This is a genomic window from Kitasatospora sp. NPDC002522 (assembly GCF_053595195.1).
Genome location: NZ_JBSFXE010000019.1, coordinates 1 through 24,635, shown reverse-complemented (window position 1 = coordinate 24,635; position 24,635 = coordinate 1). Strand labels below are relative to the sequence as shown.

Here is a 24,635-nt window from a genome sequence, read left to right as displayed (position 1 = left end):
CCGATCGACGTTCGTCCGGGCCCCAACGAACGTCCGCCCCCGGCGATGCCGCAGAATTCCGGGTGATCGGATCGGATCACCGTCCGACCGGTCGTCCCAGCAGAGTTCCGCCCGCCGAAGGAGCCGCATGACCACCGCCCCCACCGCCGAGACCGCCTGGGCCCGCCGGGTGACCGACGGCGTGGAGCCGAAGAACGTGATCATCGCGGTGCTGCCGCTGATCGGCGTGGTCCGCTACGGCTGGCAGGGGCTGGGCTGGGCGGCGTTCGCGGCGCTGTTCGCCGCGGTGATACCGACCTGGTTCATCCGCAACGGGATGCGCCGGGGCGCCTGGGAGGACCGGCACATCGGGCAGCGCCGGCGCCGGCTGGTCGTGATCCCGTTCATCATGGGCTCGGTGCTGGTCAGCCTGCTGGCGATGCTGTGGCTGGACGCCCCGGCCGACATGACGGCGATGGTGCTGGCGATGTTCGCCTCGCTGGTGCCGATCATGGTGATCACGGTGTGGTGGAAGGTATCCGTGCACACCGCGGTGGTCTGCGGCGCGATCGTCTGCACCGCGATCGCGCTCGGCCCGTGGTGGCTGCTCCTGCTGCCGGGCGTGGTGCTGGTGGGGTGGTCCCGCGTGGTGCTGCGGGACCACACCCGGGCCCAGACGGTGGTCGGTGCACTGGTGGGAGCCGCCACCGCCGGGCTGACCTTCTGGGCCGCCCGCTGACCGGTCGCACGCTGACTGGCCGCCCACTGACCGGCGGCTCGCTGACCAGCCCCGCGCTGACGGCGCGTCAGCGGATCGGCGCCCCCGAGATCGCGCGGGCGATCACCAGCCGCTGGATCTCGCTGGTGCCCTCGAAGACGGTGTAGATCGCGCTGTCGCGGTGCATCCGCTCCACCGGGTACTCGCGGGTGAAGCCGTTGCCGCCGAGGATCTGCATCGCCTGCGCGGTGACGAACTTGGCGGTCTCACCGGCGTACAGCTTGGACATCGAGCCCTCGGCGCTGGTGAACGGCTGGTTGTTGACGGCCATCCAGGAGGCCCGCCAGACCAGCAGCCGGGCGGCGTCGATCCGGGTCTTCATGTCGGCGAGCTGGAAGGCCACGCCCTGGTTCTCGATGATCGGCTTGCCGAACTGGACCCGGGTCTTGGCGTAGTCCAGCGCGACCTCGTACGCGGCCCGGGCGATGCCGATGGCCTGCGCGCCGACCGCCGGACGGGAGGCCTCGAAGGTGGCCATCGCGGCGTTCTTGCCGCCGCCCTTGGCGCCCTCGCGGGCCCGGGCCAGGCGGGCGTCGAGCTTCTCCTTGCCGCCGAGCAGGCAGTGGCCGGGGATCCGGACGTCCTCCAGCACCACCTCGGCGGTGTGCGAGGCGCGGATGCCGTGCTTCTTGAACTTCTGACCCTGGCTCAGGCCCTTGGTACCCGGCGGGATCAGGAACGAGGCCTGGCCGCGGGAGCCCAGCTCGGGGTCGACGGTGGCGACCACCACGTGGACGTGCGCGATGCCGCCGTTGGTGGCCCAGGTCTTGGTGCCGTTGATCACCCACTCGTCCTTGGCCTGGTCGTAGACGGCGCGGGTGCGCAGCGCGGAGACGTCGGAGCCGGCGTCCGGCTCGGAGGAGCAGAACGCGGCGACCTTGACGTCGTCGGGGGTGCCGAACATCTGCGGCGCCCAGGTGCCGATCTGCTCGTCGGTGCCGTTGGCCAGCACCGCGACGGCGGCCAGGGTGGTGCCGGTGATCGCCAGGCCGATGCCGGCGTCGCCCCAGAACAGCTCCTCCATGGCGATCGGGATGCCGACGCCGGACGGGTCGAAGAACTGCTGGGCGTAGAACTCCAGCGAGTAGATGCCCAGCTTGGCGGCCTCCTGGATGATCGGCCAGGGGGTCTCCTCGCGCTCGTCCCACTCGGCGGCGGCCGGGCGGATCACGTCGCGGGCGAAACCGTGCAGCCAGTCGCGTACGGCGAGCTGGTCCGGCCCCGGGTCGAGCGAGAAGGTGGTCATGAGCTGGCCTCCAGGAGACGGGGATGCGGGCCGGAGCGTCCGCGCCACTGCGCTGTTACCTCCGGTAACATGGAGCGGAGTCTGCTACCGATAGGTAACCGGTGTCAACGTCCCATCACGGCCCCGCCACGCACGAGGAGCAGCGCATGACGACAGAGCCCCGCCGCGAGCAGCTGCTGAACGCCGCCGACCGGGTCATCCAGCGCGAGGGCCCCGGCGCCAGCATGAACGCGATCGCCGCCGAGGCCGGCATCACCAAGCCGATCCTCTACCGGCACTTCGGCGACCGGAACGGGCTGATCGGCGCCCTGACGGAGCGTCACACCGGCGGTCTGCTGGCCGCGGTGCGGGCGGCGCTGAACGAGCCGCTGGAGCGCCGCGACCGGGTGGAGCACGTCCTGGACGTCTACCTGGCCGCGATCGAGTCCCGGCCGCAGGTGTACCGGCTGCTCACCCACCCCGAACCCGGCGACCCGTCCGGCGCGGGCAACGCGCTGGCGCCGGCGCTGCGGCAGATCGCCGAGGAGATCACCCGGGCGATCCAGCAGCAGGTCGACCTGGGCGCGGAGAGCGCTCTGGTCTCCGAGGCGTGGGGGCGCTCGATCACCGGCATGGTGCTGGCGGCCGGCGACTGGTGGCTGGAGAGCCGGCCCTGCCCGCGCGCCCGGATGGTGCAGACCCTCGCCGACCTGCTGTGGGGCCGGCTCGCCGCCGCGGCCGACCTCCCGCAGATGGCGGCCCCCACCGTCCCGGAGGCATGAGCCCGCCCACGACGACTGGAACATGAGTACTGCTCACCTCTTGTGCGCCCCGGGCGGCTGGGGCAGGATCGGCGCACCGCCCCCCACCCCCACCGTCGCGAGGTGCCCCCGTGCGCGTCCGCCGCTCCGCCGCCGCCCTGCTGCTCACCGCCGCCGCCGTCCTCGGCACCGTCTCCGCCGCCCCGCCGCCCCGCCGACCGGTCCCCGGACCCTCGACGCGCGGCAGGTCTCCGCCACCACGCTGCCCGACGGCCGGACCCGCTTCACCGACGCCCACGGCCGGATCCTCGACCTGCGCGGCTTCAACCTGGACAAGTACGCCGAGACCACCGAGTCCGACCTGCGCGAGGTCGCCGCCCAGGGCTTCGGCCTGGTCCGCATCGCGGTCTCCTGGACCCGCCTGGAACCCGCCCGCGGCCACTACGACCGGGCCGAACTCGCCCGCGTCGAAAAGCTGTTGGACTGGGCCGAGCGCTCCCACCTGTACGCCGTCGTCGACTTCCACCAGGACGTCTACGGCCCGCACTTCGGCGGCGGCGACCGCGGTGTCCCCGACTGGGCCACCCGCGACGACGGCCTGCCGTTCGTCCCCGACCCGGACGACTGGTTCGCCGGCTACTTCCAACCCGCCGTCCAGGCGGCCTTCCGCCACCTCTACGACGACGCCGACCTGCGCCGCGAACAGGCGGCCTTCTACACCACCGTCGCCCGCGAACTGCGCGGCCACCGCGCCCTGCTGGGCTACGACCTGTTCAACGAGCCGTTCGGCCCGGTGGACGGCGACCCCGCCGACCCGGCCGTGCTCGCCGCCGCCTCCGCCGCGCTCGAACAGGGTCGGCTCGCCGGGATGTACCGCCGGCTGATCAGCGCCGTCCGCGAGGTCGACCGCGACGCCTGGCTGTTCGTCGAGCCCACCGTCCTGGTCGGCCAGGGCGTCCCCACCAGCCTGCCCGCCTTCACCGACCCCCGGCCCGGCCCGGACCGGATCGGCTACGCCCCGCACTTCTACGACACCGCCGTCGAGGCCGGTCAGGACTGGAACCCCGACGGCGGCTTCATCGAGGCCTACACCGCCGCGATCACCGCCTACCCCCGGGCGAACCGCCTCCCGGTCCTGGTCGGCGAGTTCGGCCCGCCCAGCGCCGCCACCCCCGGCAACGCGGAGCTGCTGCGCCGCCAGGTCGCCGCCATGGGAGACTTCGCCGCCGGCTGGACCATGTGGTACTGGTGCCGCGGCAACGGCGGCTACTGCGCGCTCACCCCCGACGGCCGCCCCGCCCCCGGCGACGGCCCCGCCTTCGCCCCGTACGCCCCCGCCCTGGCCGGCACGCCGCTCCCCTCGGCCCCCGGCACCCTCCGCTTCCGGCCCGCCCGCACCGGCGGCTGGACCGAACTCGCCCTCCCGGCCGGCACGACCGCCACCATCACCGGAGCACACCCCACCCGGACCGAATCGACCCCGGGCCACCTGCGCTTCCTCCTCCCCCCGCACAGCCCGGAGACGACGGTGGCGTTCGCGACCACCTGAGCAGGCGCCTCCGGCGCGGGCACTCCCCTTCGGGGTCCCCGCGCCGGACGGACCGTCAGCTCAACCCGCGCCGCACCAGCAGCGGCCCGATCTCCGGCTCCCGCCCCAGCACCGCCCGCACGCACTCCATCGCGTCCCGGCTCCCGCCGCGCGACAGCAGCTCCGCGCGGAACAGGTCGCCGCTCTCCCGCGCCGACCGCCCGTTGCCGTGGAACCACTCCACCGTCTCGGCGTCCAGCACCTCGGACCAGATGTACGCGTAGTACCCGGCGCTGTAGCCGTTCGAGAAGACGTGGTTGAAGTACCCGGTGCGGTAGCGCGGCGGCACCGCCGCGACCGCGACGCCCGCCGTCTCCAGCGCGAGCCGCTCGAACTCCGCCGCGTCCGCCACCGGCTCGGCGTCGGCCGGCAGCGAGTGCCAGGCCCAGTCCAGCAGCGCGGCCGCCAGGTACTCCACGGTCCGGAAGCCCTGCCCGTAGTTCTCGGCGGCGAGCATCCGGTCGACCAGTTCGGCGGGCAGCGGCTCCCCGGTCAGGTGGTGGCGGGCGTAGTTGGCCAGCACCTCGGGGCGGACCATCCACATCTCGTTGACCTGCGACGGGAACTCGACGAAGTCCCGCGGCACCTCGGTCCCGGCGAACGTCGGGTACTGCACGTCGGAGAAGAGGCCGTGCAGCGCGTGCCCGAACTCGTGGAAGAGCGTGCGCACCTCGTCCCAGCTGAGCAGCGCGGGCTCGCCGGGCGCCGGGTGCGCGATGTTGAGGTTGTTGACCACCACGGGCCGGCTGCCGGTCAGCCGGGACTGCGAGACCAGCTCGTTCATCCAGGCGCCGCCGCGCTTGGACTCCCGGGCGAAGAAGTCGCCGATGAACAGCCCGACCGGTGCGCCGTCCCCGTCGAACACCTCGAACACCCGGGCGTCGGGGTGGTACGCCGTCAGGTCGGGGCGCTCGGTGAAGGTCAGCCCGTAGGCCAGGCCGGCCGCGAAGAAGACGCCGTCGTGCAGCACCCGCTCCAGCTCGAAGTACGGGCGCAGCGCCGCGGTGTCGATCTCGTAGCGCTCGGCCCGGACCTTCTCGGCGTAGAACGCCCAGTCGTGCGCGGCGAGTTCGACGACGCCGTCGGCGCTCGCGGCGGCGGCCAGATCGGCGGCCTCGCGCTCGGCGTTGGCGACGGCGGGGGTGACCAGGCGGTGCAGCATCGCGGTGACGGCCTCGACGGTGCCGGCGGTCTCGTCGGCGACCACGTACGCGGCGTGGCTGGGGTAGCCGAGCAGCCGGGCGCGTTCGGCGCGCAGCGCGGCCATCCGGGCGGCGAGCGGGCCGTTGTCGGTCAGGCCGCGTTCGAGCGAGGCGGTGAGCAGGCGCTCGCGCAGCGCGCGGTCGGTGAGTTCGGCGAGTTCGCTCTGGTTGGAGAAGTTCTTCAGGCTGAGCACCCACTGCCCGTCCCGGCCGAGGCTGCGGGCGTTCTCCGCGGCGGCGGCGACGGCGCTGGCGTTCAGGCCGTCGAGCGCCTCGGCGCGGTCCACCGCGACCGCCCCGGCGAGCGACGCCTCGTGCGTGTTCCGGCGGAACGCGGCGGCGTCGGCGGCGAGTTGGCCGTTGATCTGGCGCAGCCGGGCCTGTCCCCCGGCGTCCAGCCGGGCGCCGGCCCGGACGAAGGCGGTGTGCCGGCGCTCCAGCAGGCGCAGCGACTCCGGGTCCAGGCCGAGCTCGTGACGGACCCGGTGCAGCGCGTCGAGGCGGGCGAACAGCGCCGGGTCGAGGTGGATCGCATCGGCGTGCGCGGCCAGCTTCGGGCTGATCTCCGCGTCCAGCTCCTGGACCGCCGGGGTGGTGTCGGAGGAGTCCTGGTTGAAGAAGACCGCGGACACCCGGCGCAGCACCGCACCCGAACGTTCCAGCGCCACCACGGTGTTGTCGAAGCTCGGCGGCTCCGGGTCGGCGGCGATCGCGGCCGCCTCCGCGAGTTGGTCGGCCATCCCGCGCTCGAACGCGGGCCGGTAGTGCTCTTCCCGGATCTCGGAGAAGGGCGGCAGCTCGTACACCAGGGTGCTGGACGAGAAGAAGGGGTTGTCGCTCATTCCGCCGACCCTACGGCTCCCCGGGCCCTGGCGGAACACTGTCACGCGAGCGCACTGTCATACCGTCAGATCGTCGTACCGACCTGTCGACTTCTCCGGCCCGCGCACTCCTCGACGCGGCCCACCCGCCGGGCGGGGGCTGCCGCCGCCCTCACCGGTCGTACACCGTCACCGGCACGCCCCGCGCGGCCAGCCGGGCGTCCACCAGCGGCTCGATCCGCTCCCACCGGCCGCCGGCCAGGCCGCAGCCGATCCGCGGCATGTGCACGGACGCGCCGAGCCGCCGCGCGTGCCCGCCGAGGGCGGCCAGCGCGGTGTCGATCGCCTCGTAGCGCACCGGCACACCGGTCGACCGGGCGGTCCTGATCCCGCGCTGCCCGACCATGTTCGCCACCCACAGGTACCGGTCGACCTGCACCAACTGCACCGCGCCCAGCCCGAAGTCGTTGCCCGCCCGCTCCCGGTGCCAGCGCCGGTACGCCGCCTCCGGCTCGGGCCAGCGCCGGGACACCGCGAGCACGAAGCCCTTGCCCCAGCCGCCGAGGTCGTTGCAGACGTGCGCGATGATCCGCACGCCCTTGCCCTGCGGCGCCGTGGCGTCGCCGCGGACGTAGGTGATCGCTTCCCCCATGCCGAGCATGCTCGCAGCCCGCACCGACACCCATCGAACGGTTTTCCGACCATCACACCTGGTCCGCGCCGCGCCGTTCGAATCCGCCTCGCACGGAGCTGTCGGTGCCACCCGCTACCGTCGACAGGTCCACCGCCCGTCATCATCGGACCGACCCCGAGAGGAGACCGCCCGTGCGCTACGCCCTGGTGCCCGACCCGCACGGTGCGGGCGGTCGGCTGCAGCCGCTCGCCGAGGACGGCGCCCCGGCCGGCGCGCCCGAGCACGCACCGCGCCTCGCCGAGGCGGTCGCGGCGATCGAGGCGGCGCACGCCCCGCGCTGGGTGTGGCCCACCGCCGACACCGCGTACGGGCCGCTGCTCGGGAAACTGCCGGAACGCCTCGCCCGCTGCCACGACCTGCGGCTGACCGAGGCGCTGCTGCTCGGCCACGAGGGCCGCTGGGGTGCGCCGCGCTCGCTGGGCGCGGCCTGGTCCCGGCTGCGCGGCCTCCCGGTGCCGGCCGACCTGCCGGAGGGCGCGCTGCCCGACGAGGACGGCCTGTTCGCCCCCGACCGCCTCCAACTCCCGCCCGGCGCCGACCCGCTGGCGGCGACGGTGGCGGTGCACGCGGACCAGCTGCGCCGGATCGAGGCGATCGCCGACCCGGCCGCCCGTTCCCGGTTCCGGGTGCTGGTCGCCGCCGAGTCGGCGGGCGCACTGCTGGCCTGCGAGATGGCGCACGACGGCCTGCCCTGGCGCGCGGACGTGCACGACGCGCTGCTCACCGACCTGCTCGGCCCCCGCCCGGCGATCCCCGGCACCCAGCCGCGCAAGCTCGCCGACCTCGCCGTGGAACTCCAGCAGGCGCTCGGCGGGCGGCCGTTCAACCCGGACTCGCACGGCCAGGTGCTGAAGGCCTTCGCCGACCAGGGCATCCACCTCGCCTCCACCCGCTCCTGGGAGCTGAAGGCCGTCGACCATCCGGCGGCCGGGCTGATGGTCCGTTACAAGGAGCTGTCCCGGCTGTACGCCGCGCACGGCTGGGCCTGGCAGGCCGCCTGGGCGCGCGGCGGCCGGTTCCGCCCGGAGTACGTGGTCGGCGGCGTGGTGTCCGGCCGGTGGGCCAGCCGCGGCGGCGGCGCGCTGCAGATCCCGCGGATCCTGCGCCGCGCGGTGGTCGCCGACCCGGGCTGGCTGCTGGTCGTCGCGGACGCCGCACAACTGGAGCCGCGGGTGCTCGCCGCGCTCTCCGGCGACACCGGCCTGGCCCGCACCGCCGACGGCGGCGACCTGTACGAGGCGCTCGCCGCCAGCGCCTTCCAGGGCGACCGGGACAAGGCCAAGCTGGGCCTGCTCGGCGCGATGTACGGCCAGACCGGCGGCGGCATCGGCCCGCTGCTGAACACCCTGCGCCGCCGCTACCCCACCGCCATGGGCTACGTCGAGGCCGCGGCCCGCACCGGCGAGGACGGCGGCGTGGTCGCCTCCCGGCTCGGCCGGGCCTGCCCGCCGCCGACCGCCGACTGGCTGGACCTCACCGAAACGCCCGAGTCCGGCGAGGCGGGCGGCCGCTCGGCCCGCGCCCGCGGCCGGTTCACCCGCAACTTCGTCATCCAGGCCAGCGGCGCCGACTGGGCGCTCGCCCTGCTCGCCGCGCTGCGCCGCCGGCTCGCCACGCTGCGCTCCGGCGAGGACCGTCCGCACCTGGTCTTCTTCCAGCACGACGAGGTGATGGTGCACACCCCCGCCGACCTCGCCGACGAGGTGGCCCGGGCGGTCGCGGAGGCCGGCGAGGAGGCCCGCCGGCTGGTGTTCGGCGACACCCCGGTCCGCTTCCCGCTCACCACCGCCGTGGTGGAGTGCTACGGCGACGCGAAGTGACCGCCGGGTAGGCTCACCCCGTCGCCGGACCGGCCCATCCCCCGGCCCGGCGACACCAGCGCGCCCGACGGGCCGTCACCCCGCGGCCGGCCGGCTGACCAGCAGCAGCAGCGCGTCGTCGCCGAGCTCGCCGCCGGTGTGCGCCAGCAGGTCCGCGTAGAGGCGTCCGACGGCGGCGTCCAGCTCGGCGAGCGAGCGCCAGCCGTCGCGGACCAGCGGCCCGACGCGCTCCGCCAGGGGGTAGAACGTCCCGTCGACCCGGCCGCGCGCCTCGATCACGCCGTCGGTGCACAGCACCAGGACGTCCCGCTCGCCGAACGGGACCGGAACCCCGGCGGGCTCACCTGCGGCGAGGTGGCCGAGGCCGAGCGGCAGCCACGGGTCGGCGGGTTCCAGGACATCGGCGGTGCCGTCCGCGCCGACCCGGATCGGCGGGACGTGGCCGAGGTGCAGCAGTTCGACCGAGCCGGGCGGGCCGAAGCCGGCGAACAGCGCGGTGGTGAACTCGCCGTCCGGGACGTGCCGCCGCACGCTGGCCTCGATCCGGGCGGCCACGGCCGGCAGCTTCGCCTCGTCGTAGGCGGCCTCCCGGAACGCGCCGAGCACCACGGCGGCGGTCTGCACCGCGCCGAGGCCCTTGCCGCGGACGTCGCCGACCAGCACCCGGGTGCCGTGCGGGGTGTCCAGCACGGAGTACAGGTCGCCGCCGATCCGCGCCGAGTCGGCCGCCGAGACGTACCGCACGGCCAGGCGCAGCGGCCCCACGGTCGGCTCGGGTTGGCGCAGCAGCGCGCGCTGGGCGGCCTCCGCGACCGAGCTGACGGCCGCGAAGGCCGCGGCTCGTCGCATCCGCAGCTCGGCGACCCAGGCGCTGAACGCGGTGAGCGCCACGTAGCTGACCAGCGCGCCGTACAGGAAGCGGTTGTCGCCGAAGGTGGCGACCTGGTCGTAGCGGCTGAGGCCGAGCAGGACGAGGAAGCCGAGGAAGCAGACCGTCAGGAGTTCGCGCGGTCTGAGGGTCAGTCCGGCGATGGAGGGGACCACCACCATCAGCGGGGCGAGGTAGCGGTCCTGCCCGGACAGGTAGTCGGCGAGGCCGACGACGGCGATCGCCACCAGCGCCGGCGCGGCGCGGCGCAGCAGCGAGAGGTCCTGCAGGTCGGCGGCGAGCAGCGCGCTCTGCCGCCTGGCGGGCGGCAGTCCGCCCGGGCTGGACGCGGAGGTCCCGTAGCGGCGTCGCAGGGGCATCTTTCGAACATATCGGACCTCTCGCGCCCTCCGCGCTGTGGACGGACGCGCCCGTCGCCACCGACGGCACCCTGACGCACCCGCCCGCCGCCGACGGCACCCTGACGCACCCGCCCGCCGCCGCCGGTCCCGGCCGCCCGGCGACTACGCTCGGTGTACAGGCAGCACGTCGGCACACCGGATCCGTCACCCGACTCGGAACGGAATACCCCCAGGGGGTATGGTGTTGTCATCAGTGAGGCGCGGAGCCGATCCGCGCGGCCGTCCCTGGAGGTCCCATGTCCAGCACCGTCACCTACACCGTCAGCGGGATGAGCTGCGGCCACTGCGAGAAGGCGATCAGCGCCGAGGTCTCCGCCCTCCCGGGCGTCACCCAGGTCGCCGCCGACTCCGCGGCCGGCACCGTCACGGTCTCCGCCGAGGCCCCGCTGAGCGACGAGCAGATCGCCGCCGCGGTGGACGAGGCCGGCTACGCGCTGGTCGGCCGGACCGTCTGAGCAGCGGGGCGGGGACGGCCGCGCCGCCCCCGCCCCGGTCACACGAGGAGCTGACGAGCTGATGACCACCACCGACTCCGCCGCCCCCGCCGGGTCGCGCGACCGCATCGAACTGTCGATCGGCGGGATGACCTGCGCCTCCTGCGCCGCCCGGATCGAGAAGAAGCTCAACCGGATGGACGGCGTCGAGGCGAGCGTCAACTTCGCGACCGAGAAGGCCCGGGTGGACTTCGGCCCCGGCACCAGCGTCGCGGACCTGATCGCCACCGTGGAGCGGACCGGCTACACCGCCGAACTCCCCCCGCCGCCCGCCACCGCACCGGAACCCTCCGCCGGGACCGAGACCGGGCCCGCGCCCGATCCGCTGCGCGAACGGCTGCTGATCAGCGCCGCGCTCAGCCTGCCGGTGGTGCTGCTGTCGATGGTCCCGGCGCTGCAGTTCGACAACTGGCAGTGGCTGGCCTTCGCACTGACCGGCCCGGTCGTGGTGTACGGCGGGTGGCCGTTCCACAAGGCCGCCTGGACCAACCTCCGGCACGGCACCGCCACCATGGACACCCTGGTCTCGCTCGGCACGCTGGCCGCCTTCGGCTGGTCGGTGTGGGCGTTGTTCTGGGGGCACGCCGGCATGCCCGGCATGCGGCACGGCTTCAGCTTCACCGTCGGCGGCGCCGACGCCTCCTCCACCCTGTACCTGGAGACGGCCGCCGCCGTCACCACCCTGATCCTGCTCGGCCGCTGGCTGGAGGCCCGCTCCAAGCGCCGGGCCGGCGCCGCCCTGCACGCCCTGCTCGACCTCGGCGCCAAGGACGTGATGGTCCTTCAGGCCGGCCGCGAGGTGCGGATCCCGGTCGCGCAGCTCACCGTCGGCACCCGCTTCGTGGTCCGCCCCGGCGAGAAGATCGCCACCGACGGCACCGTGGTCGAGGGCGGCTCCGCGGTCGACGCCTCGATGCTCACCGGCGAGTCCGTCCCGATCGAGGTCGGCGTCGGCGACGCCGTCACCGGTGCCACCGTGAACGCGGGCGGCCGGCTGGTGGTCGAGGCCACCCGGGTCGGCGCGGACACCCAGCTCGCCCGGATGGCCAAGCTGGTCGAGGACGCGCAGAACGGCAAGGCCGCCGCCCAGCGCCTCGCCGACCGGATCTCCGCCGTCTTCGTCCCGGTGGTCATCCTGATCGCGCTCGGCACCCTGGTCGGCTGGCTGCTGGCCTCCGGAAGCCCCACCGAGGCGTTCACCGCCGCCGTCGCGGTGCTGATCATCGCCTGCCCGTGCGCCCTCGGCCTGGCCACCCCGACCGCGCTGCTGGTCGGCACCGGCCGCGGCGCCCAGCTCGGCATCCTGATCAAGGGCCCCGAGGTGCTGGAGAACACCCGCAAGGCCGACACCGTCCTCCTCGACAAGACCGGCACCGTCACCACCGGCCGGATGGCCCTGACCGCCGTCCACACCGCCGACGGCACCTCCGAGGACGAGGCGCTGCGCCTGGCCGGCGCGCTGGAGCACGCCTCCGAGCACCCGATCGCCCAGGCCGTCGCCACCGCCGCCGCCGAACGGCTCGGCGAGCTGCCCGCCGTCGAGGACTTCGCCAACGTGCCCGGCCTCGGCGTCCAGGGCGTCGTCGACGGCCACGCGGTGGTCGCCGGACGCGAGGCCCTGCTCGCCGACTGGGCCCAGCACCTGCCACCCGCGCTCGCCGAGGCCAAGGCCACCGCCGAGCGCGCCGGGCACACCGCCATCGCGGTCGGCTGGGACGGCCGGGCCCGCGCCGTCCTGGAGGTCGCCGACGCGGTCAAGCCCAGCAGCGCCGACGCGATCGCCGAGCTGCGCGCCCTCGGACTGCGTCCGGTGCTGCTGACCGGCGACAACCGTCTGGTCGCCGAATCCGTCGCGGCCGAGGTCGGCATCCCGGCGCAGGACGTGATCGCCGAGGTGCTGCCCGAGGACAAGGTCGCCACCGTCCGCCGTCTCCAGCAGGAGGGCCGCACCGTGGCCATGGTCGGCGACGGCGTCAACGACGCGGCCGCGCTCGCCCAGGCGGACCTCGGGCTGGCGATCGGCACCGGCACCGACGCCGCGATCGAGGCCGCGGACCTGACCCTGGTCCGCGGCGACCTGCGCTCCGCCGCCGACGCCATCCGGCTCTCCCGCCGCACCCTCGGCACCATCAAGGGCAACCTGTTCTGGGCCTTCGCCTACAACGTGGCGGCGATCCCGCTGGCCGCGGCCGGACTGCTGAACCCGGTGGTCGCCGGGGCGGCGATGGCCTTCTCCTCGGTCTTCGTGGTCACCAACAGCCTGCGGCTGCGGAGCTTCCAGGCAAGCCGACAGTCGGCCTGACGGGCCGTCAGCGGCCCAGCAGCTCGCCGCCGTTGCAGTGCAGGATCTCGCCGGTGATGAATCCGGCGTCCGCGGAGGCCAGGAAGTAGACGGCGGCGGCGACCTCGCCGGACTCGCCGATCCGGCCGAGCAGGGTCCGCCCGGCGCGGCGGGAGACCTCGGCGTCGTCCAGGCGCGGGCCGAAGAACTCGGTGCCGGAGACGGTGCCGGGGGCGACGATGTTGGCGGTGATCCCGGACGGGCCGAGCTGGGCGGCCAGGAAGTGGTTCCAGGCGTGCAGCGAGGCCTTCGCCGCCCCGTACGAGCCGGCGCCGCGCAGCGCGGCGATCGAGGAGACGGTGACGACCCGGCCGGAGCCGGGGGTGAGCCGGTCGCGGATCGACTCCGTGAGCAGCACCGCGGTCAGCACGTTGCGCTCGAAGTCGCCGCGCCAGCGGGCCAGCACGGCGTGCGGGCCGGCGCCGATCACGGTCTCCCGGCTGCCGGCGTTGTTGACCAGCACGTCGACCCGGGCGGGCAGGCCGTCCAGGGCGGCCTCCACGGCGTCCGGGTCGGCCAGGTCGCAGACCAGCGGGATCACGTTCGGGCCGAGCTCGGCGGCGGCCTCCTCCAGCACGGCGCGACGGCGGCCGACGATCACCACCCGCTCGCCGGCCTCGGTGAAGCGCCGGGCCACCTCCAACCCGATGCCGGTGCCACCACCGGTGACGACGACGTTCCTGGCCATCTGCGCGCTCCCTCCCTGACCGTTCACCGCGCAGCGGAAGGCAGGCGGTCCGTACCGGATTGCCACGATTCCTATCACGCTGGGTTGCGATGACTGCGGGGTGGGTGACCACGCCCCGCCCCGACGGGGTGTGGTATGTGGCGGCGGCCGCCCGGTGTGCGGGTGCACACGGAGCGTGGAGAGAGCCAACTCACACCCCGTCGACGTAACTTTGCGCCCCCTGACACGTCTTACCTTTTGTAGAGCGGGGCTCCGGCGGGCCCCGGATGGCCGTCGACTCGTCGACGGTCCTCGCGCACGACGCCGGGACGGGACGCGGATCCTGGGAACGCTTTGAGCGGCCGTTTCCACCCGAGGACCGTCCCGGGCGTCGTGCGCCACCCACTCCCGCGCACGCGAAGGGGCCCGGCCCCACCCCTCGTGCGGGAGGCGGAACCGGGCCCATGAGCCTGCGTCAGCGCGCGTCGAGCGGCACGTAGTCGCGGATCTCGATGCCGGTGTAGACCTGGCGCGGACGGCCGATGCGGCTGGTCGGGTCCTTGATCATCTCGTGCCAGTGGGCGATCCAGCCGGGCAGCCGGCCGAGCGCGAACAGCACGGTGAACATGCTGGTCGGGAAGCCCATGGCCCGGTAGATCAGGCCGGTGTAGAAGTCCACGTTCGGGTAGAGCTTGCGCGAGACGAAGAAGTCGTCCTTGAGCGCGTGCTCCTCCAGCTTGAGCGCGATGTCCAGCAGCGCGTCGTCCTTGCCGAGCTGCTCCAGCACCTCGTGGGCGAGCACCTTGACCTGCGCGGCGCGCGGGTCGAAGGCCTTGTAGACGCGGTGACCGAAGCCCATGAGCTTCACGCCGTCCTCGCGGTTCTTCACCTTGCGGATGAACGCGTCGACGTCGCCGCCGTCCTTCTGGATCTGCTCCAGCATCTCCAGCACGGCCTGGTTGGCGCCGCCGTGCAGCGGGCCCCACAGCGCCGAGATGCCCGCCGAGATCGAGGCGAACAGGTTGGCGTGGCTGGAGCCGACCAGGCGCACCGTCGAGGTGGAGCAGTTCTGCTCGTGGTCGGCGTGCAGGATGAGCAGCTTGTCCAGCGCGTTGACCACGACCGGGTTGAGCTCGTAGTCCTCGGCCGGCACCGCGAAGGTCATCCGCAGGAAGTTCTCGACGTAGCCGAGGTCGTTGCGCGGGTAGACGAAGGGCTGGCCCATCGCCTTCTTGTACGCGTACGCCGCGATGGTCGGCAGCTTCGCCAGCAGCCGGACCGTCGACAGGTGGCGCTGCGCCGCGTCGAACGGGTTGTGGCTCTCCGGGTAGAACGTGGCGAGCCCGCCGACCACCGAGGACAGCATCGCCATCGGGTGCGCGTCCCGGGGGAAGCCCTGGTAGAAGCGCTTGACGTCCTCGTGCAGCAGGGTGTGCTGGGTGATCTCGGTGTTGAACTCGGCCAGCTGGTCCGCGTTCGGGAGCTCGCCGTTGATCAGCAGGTAGGCCGTCTCGATGAAGTTGGCCTCGGCGGCCAGCTGCTCGATCGGGTAGCCGCGGTACCGCAGGATGCCGGCGTCACCGTCAATGAAGGTGATCGCGGACTTGTTGGCGGCGGTGTTGCCGAAGCCGTTGTCCAGGGTGACCAGGCCGGTCTGCGGGAGCAGCTTCGAGATGTCGAAGCCGGCGTTGCCCGCAGTGCTCTCGACGACGGGGTACTCGTACTCGCCGTCCTGGTACCGCAGTACTACCGATTTGTCGCTCACGTCTTCCTCACCGACGGTATGGATCCTCTTCCGACTGCCCTGACTGTCTCAACGATCCCCCACCCGAAGGACGGCGGCGCACCCGGGGTGGCCCCGGAAAGGACCGGGACCTACAAACTCTCCTGCCGATGCCGGTGTGAACCGGACAAGATCGGCACAGACCAGGTTCCGCCCTAAATCTCTTCACGTCAAGACAACCTCTGAACGTACCGTACCCCCTGATCGTCAGCCGGTAGCCAACCTGTGGTCGAGCGCGGAGTGCCGCCGACCGGCGCTGACGGCCCGCACCGCCTGGGCGATGGCCTTGCGTGAACCCACCAGGACCACCAGCTTCTTCGCCCGGGTCACCGCCGTGTACAGCAGGTTGCGCTGCAGCATGGTCCACGCCGAGGTCGTGACGGGAATCACCACCGCCGGGTACTCGCTGCCCTGCGAACGGTGGATGGTCACCGCGTAGGCGTGCGCCAACTCGTCGAGCTCGTCGAAGTCGTAGCCGATCTCCTCGTCCTCGTCGGTGACCACCGTCAGCCGCTGGTCGTCCACGCTCAGCGCGGTCACCACCCCGACCGTGCCGTTGAAGACGCCGTTGGCGCCCTTCTCGTAGTTGTTGCGGATCTGGGTGACCTTGTCGCCGACCCGGAACGTCCGCCCGCCGAACCGCCGCTCGGGCAGGCCGTCCCGGGCCGGGGTGACGGCCGCCTGGAGCAGCGTGTTCAGCGCGCCCGCGCCGGCCGGGCCGCGGTGCATCGGGGCCAGCACCTGGACGTCGCGGCGGGCGTCCAGGCCGAAGCGCTGCGGGATGCGGCGCGCCACCACGTCCACCGTCACGCCGGCCGCCCGCTCGGCGTCGTCCTCGGCGAACAGGAAGAAGTCCGGCAGGCCCTCGGTGAGCGGCGGCAGGCCCTCGTTGATCCGGTGCGCGTTGGTCACCACCCCGGACTGCTGGGCCTGCCGGAAGATCCGGGTCAGCCGCACCGACGGCACCGGGCTGCCCGCCGACAGCATGTCCCGCAGCACCTCGCCGGCACCCACCGACGGCAACTGGTCCACGTCCCCGACGAACAGCAGGTGCGCGCCCGGCGCGACCGCCTTGACCAGCTTGTTCGCCAGGATCAGGTCGAGCATCGACGCCTCGTCGACCACCACCAGGTCGGCGTCCAGCGGCCGGTCCCGGTCGTACGCGGCGTCCCCGCCCGGTTTCAGCTCCAGCAGCCGGTGCACCGTGGACGCCTCCGCCCCGGTCAGCTCCGCCAGCCGCTTCGCCGCCCGCCCGGTCGGCGCGGCCAGCACCACCTTCGCCCGCTTGGCCAGCGCCAGCGTCACGATCGACTTCACCGTGAACGACTTGCCGCAGCCCGGCCCGCCGGTCAGCACCGCCACCTTCTCGGTCAGCGCGAGCCGCACCGACTGCTCCTGCTCCGGGGCGAGTCGGGCGCCCGTCCGCTGCGCGAGCCAGCCCAGCGCCGCCGTCCAGTCGACGTCCCGGAACCCCGGCATCCGGTCGCCGTCCGCGCGCAGCAGCCGCAGCAGCTGGTTGGCCAGCGAGAGCTCCGCCCGGTGGAACGGCACCAGGTACACCGCCGTGATCTCCTGGCCCTCCGCGCCCGGCAGCCGCTCCCGCACCAGGCCCTCCGCGGCCACCAGCTCCGCCAGGCAGTCGATCACCAGCCCGACGTCCACCTGCAGCAGCTTCACCCCGTCCGCGATCAGCCGCTCCTCCGGCAGGTAGCAGTGCCCCTGGTCGCTGCTCTGCGACAGCGCGTACTGCAGGCCCGCCTTCACCCGCTCCGGCGAGTCGTGCGGGATGCCCACCGCCTGCGCGATCCGGTCCGCGGTCAGGAAGCCGATGCCCCACACGTCCGAGGCCAACCGGTACGGCTGGTTCTTCACCACCCCGATCGAACCGTCGCCGTACTCCTTGAAGATCCGCACCGCCAGCGAGGTCGACACCCCCACGCCCTGCAGGAAGACCATCACCTCCTTGATGGACTTCTGCTCCTCCCACGCCGCCGCGATCTTCTTGGTCCGCTTCGGCCCCAGCCCGGGCACCTCGATCAGCCGCCCAGGCTCGTGCTCGATCACCTCCAGGGTCTCCACCCCGAAGCGCTCCACGATCCGCTCCGCGAACCGCGGCCCGATCCCCTTGATCAGCCCCGACCCCAGGTACCGCTGGATCCCCTGCACGGTGGCCGGCAGCACCGTCGTGTAGTTCTCCACCGTGAACTGCCGCCCGTACTGCGGATGCGAGCCCCACCGCCCGAACATCCGCAGGCTCTCCCCCGGCTGCGCCCCCAGCAGCGCCCCCACCACGGTCAGCAGGTCGTGGGCACCCCGACCGGTATCCACCCGGGCCACGGTGTACCCGGTCTGCTCATTGGCATAGGTGATCCGCTCCAGCACACCCTCCACCTGCGCCAGCTGCACCGGGACACCTCACGACCTAGCCACCACACCCCTGACGCCCCGACCGTACCCCCGCCCACCGACACCACTCACCGGGCCGGTCGACTCCCCCTCGCACGCCCCCCGCGCACGACCCCGTCGCACCACCGCGGGATCACTACGCCCCCTCCCCCAGGCGAAGCACCTGCGGCACCCGCCCCCGCCCCACCAGGCCCTCGACCGCCGCGGCCCCCGGCACCACCACCAGCAGCACCACCGCCGCCACCACGAGCGACGCCCAGTCGGGCGACAGCGCCGGCGCGCCCGGCCCGCCGGTGAACGCCCGCAGCTCCAGCGCCGGTCCGAGCAGCCACGGCAGCCCCATGCCCAGCGCCGTCCCGCCGAGCACCGCCGCCGCCATCACCGGCAGCAACTGCACCAGTTGGACGCCCGCCGCGGCCCGCGGCCCCAGACCCAGCGTCCGCAGGTACGCCAGCATCCGCCCCCGTTCGCCCGCGCTCAGCAGCAGCTCCAGCACCACCGCCACCAGCCCCAGCACCAGCCCCACCCCGGCCGCGCCCCGGAACGCCAACTGCAGCGCCGCCACCAGCCCGTCGCCCGCGGAGATCCGCAACTCCCCGGCCAGGTCCCGGACCTCGACCGGCGCACCGCGCAGCACCGCGCCGCCGGCCGCCCCCGCACTGCCCGCCCCGGCCGTCGCGACCGAGGCCGCCACCACCTCCCGCAGCCGCCGCAGGTCGATCCGCTCCGCCCCCGCCACCGACCCGGCCCGCCCCGGCTCGGCGAAGAGCACCGCCGCGTGCCGCTGCCCGGTCTGCTTCGGCAACCGCTCCGCGCCCGGCCCACCGAAGACCAGCAACGGGCCGTCCCCCTGGTCCCCGAGCACCGGCCCGAGCGCCCGGTCCCGGGCGGCGCCCGTCGGCAGCACGCCCACGATCCGCACCCGGAACCGGCTCGACCCGGCGTCCGCGTCGAACGAGCCGTCCGGGAACCGCGCCGCCGTCAACGGATCGGCCAGCGCGGGCAGTTCGGCGCCCTCGCCGAGCGGTGCCGCGAGGCCCGCACCGGTCAGTGCGGCGGCCACCGCCGACCCCGGCTCCAGCTTCGCCAAGGCCACCGGGTCGACTCCGACCAGCCCGGCCCGCTTCACCACCGCGCCGTCCTCGTCCGAGGTCAGCGAGGCCACCGCGCCGCGCACCGTCAGCACCCCGCCGGCGCCCGGCACCTTCGCCAACTCGTCCACCGGCAGCGACCGTTGGGCCGGACCGAGGACCACCGCGTCACCACCGGTGCGCCACTCGGCCGCCGCCAGCCGCCCGTGCTGCACCGTGCCGGAGACCAGCGCCCCGAACACCGCACAGGCCAGCGCGGGTACCAGCACCAGCAGCGCGGTCGCCGCCGCCCCCGAACGCCGACCGGCCTGCGCCAACCCGACCAGGGCCACCGGACCGCGCCGCCGCCCCGCCCACCGGGTCAGCACCCGTAGCGGCAGGGGATACACCCGCAGCACCACGACCACCGCCGCCAACCCCAACAGCACCGGAACCAGCGCCAGTTGCGGATCCGGATCAGCAACCGCCGCGGTCCCCGACGGCACCGCGCCGCGCAACCGCAGCACCAGCACCCCGGCCGCGGCCACCACCAGCACCGCCCCCTCCCACGCCACCCGCCCGGCGAACCCGGACGCCCCGGCCACCCACCGCAGACCCCGCCGCCGCACCGGCTCCCGCCCTGCCCGCCGCACCGCCCGGCCCTGCCACCACACCGCCACCGCCGGCGCGGACGCCACCAGCACGCCCGCCGTCAACGCCGGCCACCACGCACCCGTCGCCCGCTCCCCGGCCAGCCGCTCCGCCACCACCCAGCCCGCCAGGAGGCCCGCCAGGACCGCCGGAACGGCCTCCGCCAGCCGGGCCGCCGCCAGCGCCCACTCCGCCGCGCCACGGGCCCGCTGGAGCCCCAGCGCGGCCTCCCTGCGCCGCGCCCCGAGCCGGGCCGCCGCCACCGCCGTGCACACCCCGATCGCCAGCAGTCCGGCCAGCGCGAAGGACTGCAACGACACCGTCCTGGCCCGCTGCTCCGCGAACCGGTCGACCAGCTCCGCCAGCCGCTGCTGCACCGCCGGCGGCGTCACCGCCCGCTGCCCCGCCGAACAGCCCAGCGAGGAATCCTGCACCGGGCCGCACAGCCGCGCGGGTGCGTCCGCCACGAACGCCCGCGCCCCGGAGGACAGTTCACGCACCCCCGGGCGGTGCCGCCGGTCCCCCACGGCTGCTGCGCGGTGCCGAACACCCAACTCGCCGACAGTGACAGCGAACCCCGCGCCTCCAACGCCTCCAGACCGGCCGGAGCCACCAGCGCCTGCCCGTACAGCACGAAACCGTTCGGCGTCGCCGCCTCCAACGGAGCGTTCAGCAACGGCAGTTCCCGCCACAGATCGTCCGAGCCGGCCAGCGGCTCGAACACCCCGACCAGCACCGCCCCGGTGTCCACCGTCCCCTGCGCCAGCTGCAACTCCTGACCCACCCGCAGCTGGAAGCGTTCCGACACCGGCCGGGACACCGCCAGTTCCAGCGGCGCCCGCCGCGGGTCCCCGCCCGGCAGCGCCGGAGCCCGGCCCGCCACCCAGCGCACCCGGTCCGCGGCGTCCTGCGCGTACACCAGCGACACCACCCCCGGATTGCCCCGCGGCCGGGCCACCCCCGCGCCGTCCAGCTCCAGGCCCTCGCTCTGCGCCCAGCCCGACACCCGCACCAGGGTCCGCGCCAACTCCCCCGACGACCCCTGCCGCATCCCCTCGCCGACCCGGCTCAGGTCCTCGTCCAACGAGCCGAACCTCGGCGCCGCCGACTGCCCCTCCCGGTCCCGCGGCCCGTACAGCGTCGCCCGCGCCGTCACCAACGGCCCGTCCGCCTGGGCCAGTTGCAGCCGCCGGTCCAACTCCCGGGTGGCCAGCCCGTCGTACACCGGCGGCCACAGCAGCGACACCACCGCCAGCACCGCCGACAGCACCCCCAGCACCACCGGCACCGGCCAGCCCGTCCGCGCCTCCCGCACCGCGAGCACCCAGCCGCCGAACCCGCCGAACCTCCCGCTCATCCGCTCTCCCCCGCCCGCAGCTCACGCGCCAGGTCCACCCGCGCCAACACCCGCGACAGCACCAGCACCACCGCCCCGACCCCCAGCCCGGTCACCAGCACCACCAGCGCCGTCCACCCCCACCCCACCGTCAGCCGCAACGCCGGGAACACCGCCTGCCCGCCCCCGTCCACCACGATCAACGGCAGCACCACGGCTGCCAACGCCACCCCCAGCAACCCGCCTGCCAGCACCGAGAACCCCACCACCGCCAACTGCTCCAACCGCAGCACCCCCGCCAACTGCCGCCGCCGCACCCCCAGCGCACGCAGCACCGCGAACTCCCGCCGCCGCGCCCGCGCCGACCCCACCGCGTGCACCGTGAACCCGGCCACCGCGAACACCGGAGACAACGCCAGCGACAACACCAACGCGCTGCGCCGCCCCGCCCGGAACGGATCCGCCGCCAACTCGGCCGCCCGCGCCCGCGCACTCTCCACCCGGCCCAGCCGCGGATCCGCCCCGATCGCCCGCTCCGCCGCCACCGCACCCGCCGCCGAATCCGCCGCCACCAGCCAGTGGTCGTCCGCCAACGGCGCGAGCCCCAGCCCCGCCCTGGTCGCCGCCAGCGCCGGCAGATCCACCAGCGCCCGCGGCACCTCCCGATCCGCCGCCCCCGGCACCTCCGGCAGCAACCCGACGATCCGCAGCCCGTACCGGTCGTCCTGACCCTCCATCAGCCGCACCTCGCGGCCCACCTGGAAGCCCGTCTCCCGCAGGAACGCGCTGTTCACCAGGGCCGGCACCGCCCGGCCCGCCACCGGCACCCCCGCCACCCGCTTCGGCGACCCCGCCGGCAGCAACCCGAACGACACCCCCGCCGTCCCCTCCCCCGCGAACGGATCACCCCCGCGCACCACCGCCGACAACACCCCGCCCGCCGACTGCCGCAGCTCGCACACCCCCGCCGACGACCGCCGCCCCGCCCCGTCCTCACCCCGACCCGGACACCCCAGACCGACCACCCCGCCCGGCCCCGCCGTCACATCCGCCCACACCGACCCGACCGGACGCACCGACCCCTCGATCGCCGCCACCGACAGGGTGAACGTCGCCCGCGGCCACCCCTTCGGATCACTCCGCAACGCCAACCCCGTGACCTGCAGCGGATAGCTCAACTCCCCCGCCGCCAACGGCAACACCACCGCGTGCTCCACGCCGTCCGCCGGCAACGGCGCCTGCACCTCCACCGCCAGACCGTCCGCGTCCTCCACCCGCGCAGCCAGCCACACCGGCCCCACCGCATCCGCCGCCGCCAACGTCGCCCGCACCCGGACCTCCCCCGGCCGCCCCGACACCGCCACCCCGTGCACCGGAGTGCCCTCCCGCAGCTGAGCCAACTGCGCCGCCAGCGAGCCCCGTTCGAGATCCGACCGGACCGCCGGCACCGCGTGCACCCGCGCCCCCGACGCCATCCGCCCCGCTGTCGCCACCGACTGCACCGCCGCGGTGTTCACTCCCGACACCTCGACCTGGACGCCCTGCACCTGCCCCCGGTCCACCGCCACCGGTGTCAGCGCCGCCACCCCCGGCACCGCCGTCAACGCCGACCGCCGCACCCCGCCAGGCAGTTCACCACCCGACACGCGCAGGTCCGCACCCACCTCGAACGCCGCCCGGTCCCGATCGCTCGGCCCCTCCCCCGCGATCGCCGCCGTGGTCAACGCCCCCACCGCCAGCGCCAACGCCATCAGCAACACCGGCGCCGCCTGCCCGGCCCGCCCCCGGCTCACCTGCCACCCGCTCAGCGGCGCCACCAACCCCCGGCCCCGCCGCGCCAACGCCTCCAACCCCCGCCCCAGCGGCGGCAGCAACCGCAACAACAGCAACGCCGCCGCCACCGTCATCACCACCGGCGCCGCCACCAGCACCGGATCGAACCCCGCCGCACCCGACGCCGGCGACAACAACCCCTGGTAGCGCCGCAGTTGCAGGTACGCCAGGACCGCTGCGACGACCGGCACCAGGTCCGCCCCGGCCCGCTGCACCGCCGACCGCCGCGCCGAACGCGAGGAACCCTCCCGCTCGCCCCCGTCCGCCGTCCACACCACCGGCAGCACCGCCGCACACCCGTGCAGCACCAACGCCACCCCCGCCACCGCCCACGCCGCCGGCCCGGCCGCCTCAGCCGCGGCCCCCTCGACCGGCAGCCCCAGCCACCCCAGCACCCCCAGCAACGGCCCCGCCGCCCACACCCCCAGCAACGCCGCCGGCACCGTACACAGCGCCCACTCCACCACTGCTGCCCGGACCAACCGCCACCGACCGGCCCCCCTGGCCAACTGCAGCGCCAGCTCCGCCCGCCGCAGATCGGCCAGTTGACGCGCCGTCAGCATCATCGTCACCGCCGACAGCACCGCCAACATCGTCACCGGCACCAACATCCCCGACCGCGCCACCAGCATCGGCGCCCGCAACCCGTCCAGCACCACCGGCAGGTCACTCGACGCCCGAACCCCCTCCATCGACGGCTCCGCCCCCCGGAACACCGCCCGTACCGCGTCACCCCCCGTCAACCGCTCCACCCGGTCCCGCAGCAGCCCCACCCCCTCCGGCCGCAACCGCCCCGGATCCGGCAACGCCGTCCACTGCGCCACCACCTGATCCCGCATCACCGGCTGCCCCCGCAACAACTCCGGCGCCGCCACCAACAACCTTTCCGGCGACCCCAACGCCGCCCCACTCCCCCACGCCCGCCACCACGGCTCCGCCCCCACCGCCGGCCGGTACACCCCACTCACCGTCACCCGCCACACCACACCGGTCGGCAACGCCACCGGCACCACCCCACCCGGCACCACCCCCAACCGCCGCGCCACCGTCTCCGACACCGCCACCTGGTCCGCCCCCATCGGCCACGCCCCCCGCACCAACTCCGCGAACCGCCCGGGCTCCCCCACCCCCAGCGGCACCACCTTCAACGACTCCGCCGCCGCCCCCGCCACCGCCGGAACACCCACCTCGAACGGCACCGACCCGTGCAACACCGCCTCGATCCGCGCCGGCATCCCCGGCAACGCCCGGTGCAACGCCCCCCGCACCGCCGCATCCGACCGGACGTCCGCCCCCTCCGCGTACCGCCCCTGCACCGACACCGACACCCGCGGATCCCCCGCCAACCGGTGCCGCATCCCCTGCGCCACCGAACTCCCCGTCAACGCCGTCAGCGCGGCCAGCACCGCCACCGCCACCAACACCGTCACCGAGGCCGCCCCCAACACCACCCCGTACCGCCCCGCCCGCCGCACTCCGTGCCCCCGTTCACCAGGTGGTCTGGACCAATCAGTGATCGGAGAGTCTGCCCGCCGGCCGGCACCGAAGACAAGCGGCACAACGCAGAAAGGGCCCCAGCCAAATGGCTGGGGCCCTTTCTCAAAAGGAGTTCGGCGGCGTCCTACTCTCCCACAGGGTCCCCCCTGCAGTACCATCGGCGCTATGAGGCTTAGCTTCCGGGTTCGGAATGTAACCGGGCGTTTCCCTCACGCTATGACCACCGAAACACTATGAAACCATCCGCCACCCACCCGTATCGATGGGGGTCGTTGTTTCAGAACAACACAGTGGACGCGAGCAACTGAGGACAAGCCCTCGGCCTATTAGTACCGGTCAACTCCACCCCTCACAGGGCTTCCATACCCGGCCTATCAACCCAGTCGTCTACTGGGAGCC

16 protein-coding genes and 2 rRNA genes are annotated in these 24,635 nt (G+C 74.3%); 6 read left to right on the top strand and 12 right to left on the bottom strand.

Features of this window, described 5'->3' with window-relative positions; genetic code table 11:
* The first annotated feature begins 127 nt into the window (after positions 1-127).
* Positions 128-718 carry a hypothetical protein gene (locus ACWD4U_RS18015; RefSeq protein WP_363452864.1) on the top strand — a complete coding sequence of 197 codons (591 nt, stop codon included), beginning with the start codon at positions 128-130 and terminating at the stop codon, positions 716-718.
* Positions 719-785: 67 nt separating this feature from the next.
* On the opposite strand, the gene ACWD4U_RS18010 is transcribed toward ACWD4U_RS18015, so the two are convergent.
* Positions 786-2,003, bottom strand: coding sequence for an acyl-CoA dehydrogenase family protein (locus ACWD4U_RS18010; protein WP_363452866.1), 1,218 nt, complete (start codon positions 2,001-2,003; stop codon positions 786-788).
* A gap of 146 nt (positions 2,004-2,149) precedes the next feature.
* Here ACWD4U_RS18010 and ACWD4U_RS18005 point away from each other — a divergent pair, with 146 nt between their 5' ends.
* Complete coding sequence (locus ACWD4U_RS18005) at positions 2,150-2,764, top strand: TetR family transcriptional regulator (protein WP_363452868.1); 615 nt, start codon at positions 2,150-2,152, stop codon at positions 2,762-2,764.
* Between the two features lie 22 nt (positions 2,765-2,786).
* Positions 2,787-4,292: a glycoside hydrolase family 5 protein gene (locus ACWD4U_RS18000; RefSeq protein ID WP_363452870.1), complete on the top strand. Its 1,506-nt coding sequence runs from the start codon at positions 2,787-2,789 to the stop codon at positions 4,290-4,292.
* A 55-nt stretch (positions 4,293-4,347) separates the two neighbouring features.
* Here ACWD4U_RS18000 and ACWD4U_RS17995 read toward each other — a convergent pair whose 3' ends face one another.
* Positions 4,348-6,375, bottom strand: a complete 2,028-nt coding sequence (locus ACWD4U_RS17995) for a M3 family metallopeptidase (protein ID WP_363452872.1) — start codon at positions 6,373-6,375, stop codon at positions 4,348-4,350.
* 151 nt (positions 6,376-6,526) lie between these two features.
* Entirely contained in the window at positions 6,527-7,006 is a 480-nt protein-coding gene (locus tag ACWD4U_RS17990; protein WP_363452874.1) for a macro domain-containing protein, read from the bottom strand.
* Between the two features lie 173 nt (positions 7,007-7,179).
* Between ACWD4U_RS17990 and ACWD4U_RS17985 the strand changes: the two genes are divergently transcribed.
* Positions 7,180-8,868, top strand: a complete 1,689-nt coding sequence (locus tag ACWD4U_RS17985) for a bifunctional 3'-5' exonuclease/DNA polymerase (protein WP_363452876.1) — start codon at positions 7,180-7,182, stop codon at positions 8,866-8,868.
* 75 nt (positions 8,869-8,943) lie between these two features.
* On the opposite strand, the gene ACWD4U_RS17980 is transcribed toward ACWD4U_RS17985, so the two are convergent.
* The gene (locus ACWD4U_RS17980; protein WP_363452878.1) at positions 8,944-10,116 is read right to left on the bottom strand and encodes a PP2C family protein-serine/threonine phosphatase; all 1,173 of its coding nucleotides are present in this window, start codon (positions 10,114-10,116) and stop codon (positions 8,944-8,946) included.
* Positions 10,117-10,394: 278 nt separating this feature from the next.
* Here ACWD4U_RS17980 and ACWD4U_RS17975 point away from each other — a divergent pair, with 278 nt between their 5' ends.
* A complete protein-coding gene (locus ACWD4U_RS17975) occupies positions 10,395-10,613 on the top strand; it encodes a heavy-metal-associated domain-containing protein (protein ID WP_363452880.1) in 219 nt (72 codons plus the stop codon).
* 61 nt (positions 10,614-10,674) lie between these two features.
* Positions 10,675-12,954, top strand: coding sequence for a heavy metal translocating P-type ATPase (locus ACWD4U_RS17970; RefSeq protein WP_363452882.1), 2,280 nt, complete (start codon positions 10,675-10,677; stop codon positions 12,952-12,954).
* Between the two features lie 7 nt (positions 12,955-12,961).
* Here ACWD4U_RS17970 and ACWD4U_RS17965 read toward each other — a convergent pair whose 3' ends face one another.
* The 8 genes from ACWD4U_RS17965 to ACWD4U_RS17930 all read right to left on the bottom strand — a co-directional run.
* Positions 12,962-13,681: an SDR family NAD(P)-dependent oxidoreductase gene (locus ACWD4U_RS17965; RefSeq protein WP_363452884.1), complete on the bottom strand. Its 720-nt coding sequence runs from the start codon at positions 13,679-13,681 to the stop codon at positions 12,962-12,964.
* A 454-nt stretch (positions 13,682-14,135) separates the two neighbouring features.
* Entirely contained in the window at positions 14,136-15,425 is a 1,290-nt protein-coding gene (locus tag ACWD4U_RS17960) for a citrate synthase (RefSeq protein WP_363452886.1), read from the bottom strand.
* 225 nt (positions 15,426-15,650) lie between these two features.
* On the bottom strand, positions 15,651-17,849 hold the full coding sequence (gene recD2 / locus ACWD4U_RS17955) for an SF1B family DNA helicase RecD2 (RefSeq protein ID WP_363452888.1): 2,199 nt from the start codon (positions 17,847-17,849) through the stop codon (positions 15,651-15,653).
* A gap of 136 nt (positions 17,850-17,985) precedes the next feature.
* On the bottom strand, positions 17,986-20,037 hold the full coding sequence (locus ACWD4U_RS17950) for an FtsX-like permease family protein (RefSeq protein ID WP_363452890.1): 2,052 nt from the start codon (positions 20,035-20,037) through the stop codon (positions 17,986-17,988).
* Complete coding sequence (locus ACWD4U_RS17945) at positions 19,959-20,927, bottom strand: hypothetical protein (protein WP_363452892.1); 969 nt, start codon at positions 20,925-20,927, stop codon at positions 19,959-19,961. Before ACWD4U_RS17945 ends, ACWD4U_RS17950 begins: the two co-directional genes overlap by 79 nt.
* Positions 20,924-24,169 carry an ABC transporter permease gene (locus ACWD4U_RS17940; RefSeq protein ID WP_363452894.1) on the bottom strand — a complete coding sequence of 1,082 codons (3,246 nt, stop codon included), beginning with the start codon at positions 24,167-24,169 and terminating at the stop codon, positions 20,924-20,926. The genes ACWD4U_RS17945 and ACWD4U_RS17940 overlap by 4 nt, the downstream gene beginning before the upstream one ends.
* A 178-nt stretch (positions 24,170-24,347) precedes the next feature.
* Positions 24,348-24,464 (bottom strand): 5S ribosomal RNA (gene rrf, locus ACWD4U_RS17935).
* Between the two features lie 78 nt (positions 24,465-24,542).
* A 23S ribosomal RNA gene (locus tag ACWD4U_RS17930) occupies positions 24,543-24,635 on the bottom strand; the annotation flags it as partial.

Coding starts and splice junctions, on each gene's coding strand:
- ACWD4U_RS18015 (WP_363452864.1), top strand. CDS start 128: ATGACCACCGCCCCCACCGCCGAGACCGCCTGGGCCCGCCGGGTGACC.
- ACWD4U_RS18010 (WP_363452866.1), bottom strand. CDS start 2,003: ATGACCACCTTCTCGCTCGACCCGGGGCCGGACCAGCTCGCCGTACGC.
- ACWD4U_RS18005 (WP_363452868.1), top strand. CDS start 2,150: ATGACGACAGAGCCCCGCCGCGAGCAGCTGCTGAACGCCGCCGACCGG.
- ACWD4U_RS18000 (WP_363452870.1), top strand. CDS start 2,787: ATGAGTACTGCTCACCTCTTGTGCGCCCCGGGCGGCTGGGGCAGGATC.
- ACWD4U_RS17995 (WP_363452872.1), bottom strand. CDS start 6,375: ATGAGCGACAACCCCTTCTTCTCGTCCAGCACCCTGGTGTACGAGCTG.
- ACWD4U_RS17990 (WP_363452874.1), bottom strand. CDS start 7,006: ATGGGGGAAGCGATCACCTACGTCCGCGGCGACGCCACGGCGCCGCAG.
- ACWD4U_RS17980 (WP_363452878.1), bottom strand. CDS start 10,116: ATGCCCCTGCGACGCCGCTACGGGACCTCCGCGTCCAGCCCGGGCGGA.
- ACWD4U_RS17975 (WP_363452880.1), top strand. CDS start 10,395: ATGTCCAGCACCGTCACCTACACCGTCAGCGGGATGAGCTGCGGCCAC.
- ACWD4U_RS17970 (WP_363452882.1), top strand. CDS start 10,675: ATGACCACCACCGACTCCGCCGCCCCCGCCGGGTCGCGCGACCGCATC.
- ACWD4U_RS17965 (WP_363452884.1), bottom strand. CDS start 13,681: ATGGCCAGGAACGTCGTCGTCACCGGTGGTGGCACCGGCATCGGGTTG.
- ACWD4U_RS17945 (WP_363452892.1), bottom strand. CDS start 20,927: ATGAGCGGGAGGTTCGGCGGGTTCGGCGGCTGGGTGCTCGCGGTGCGG.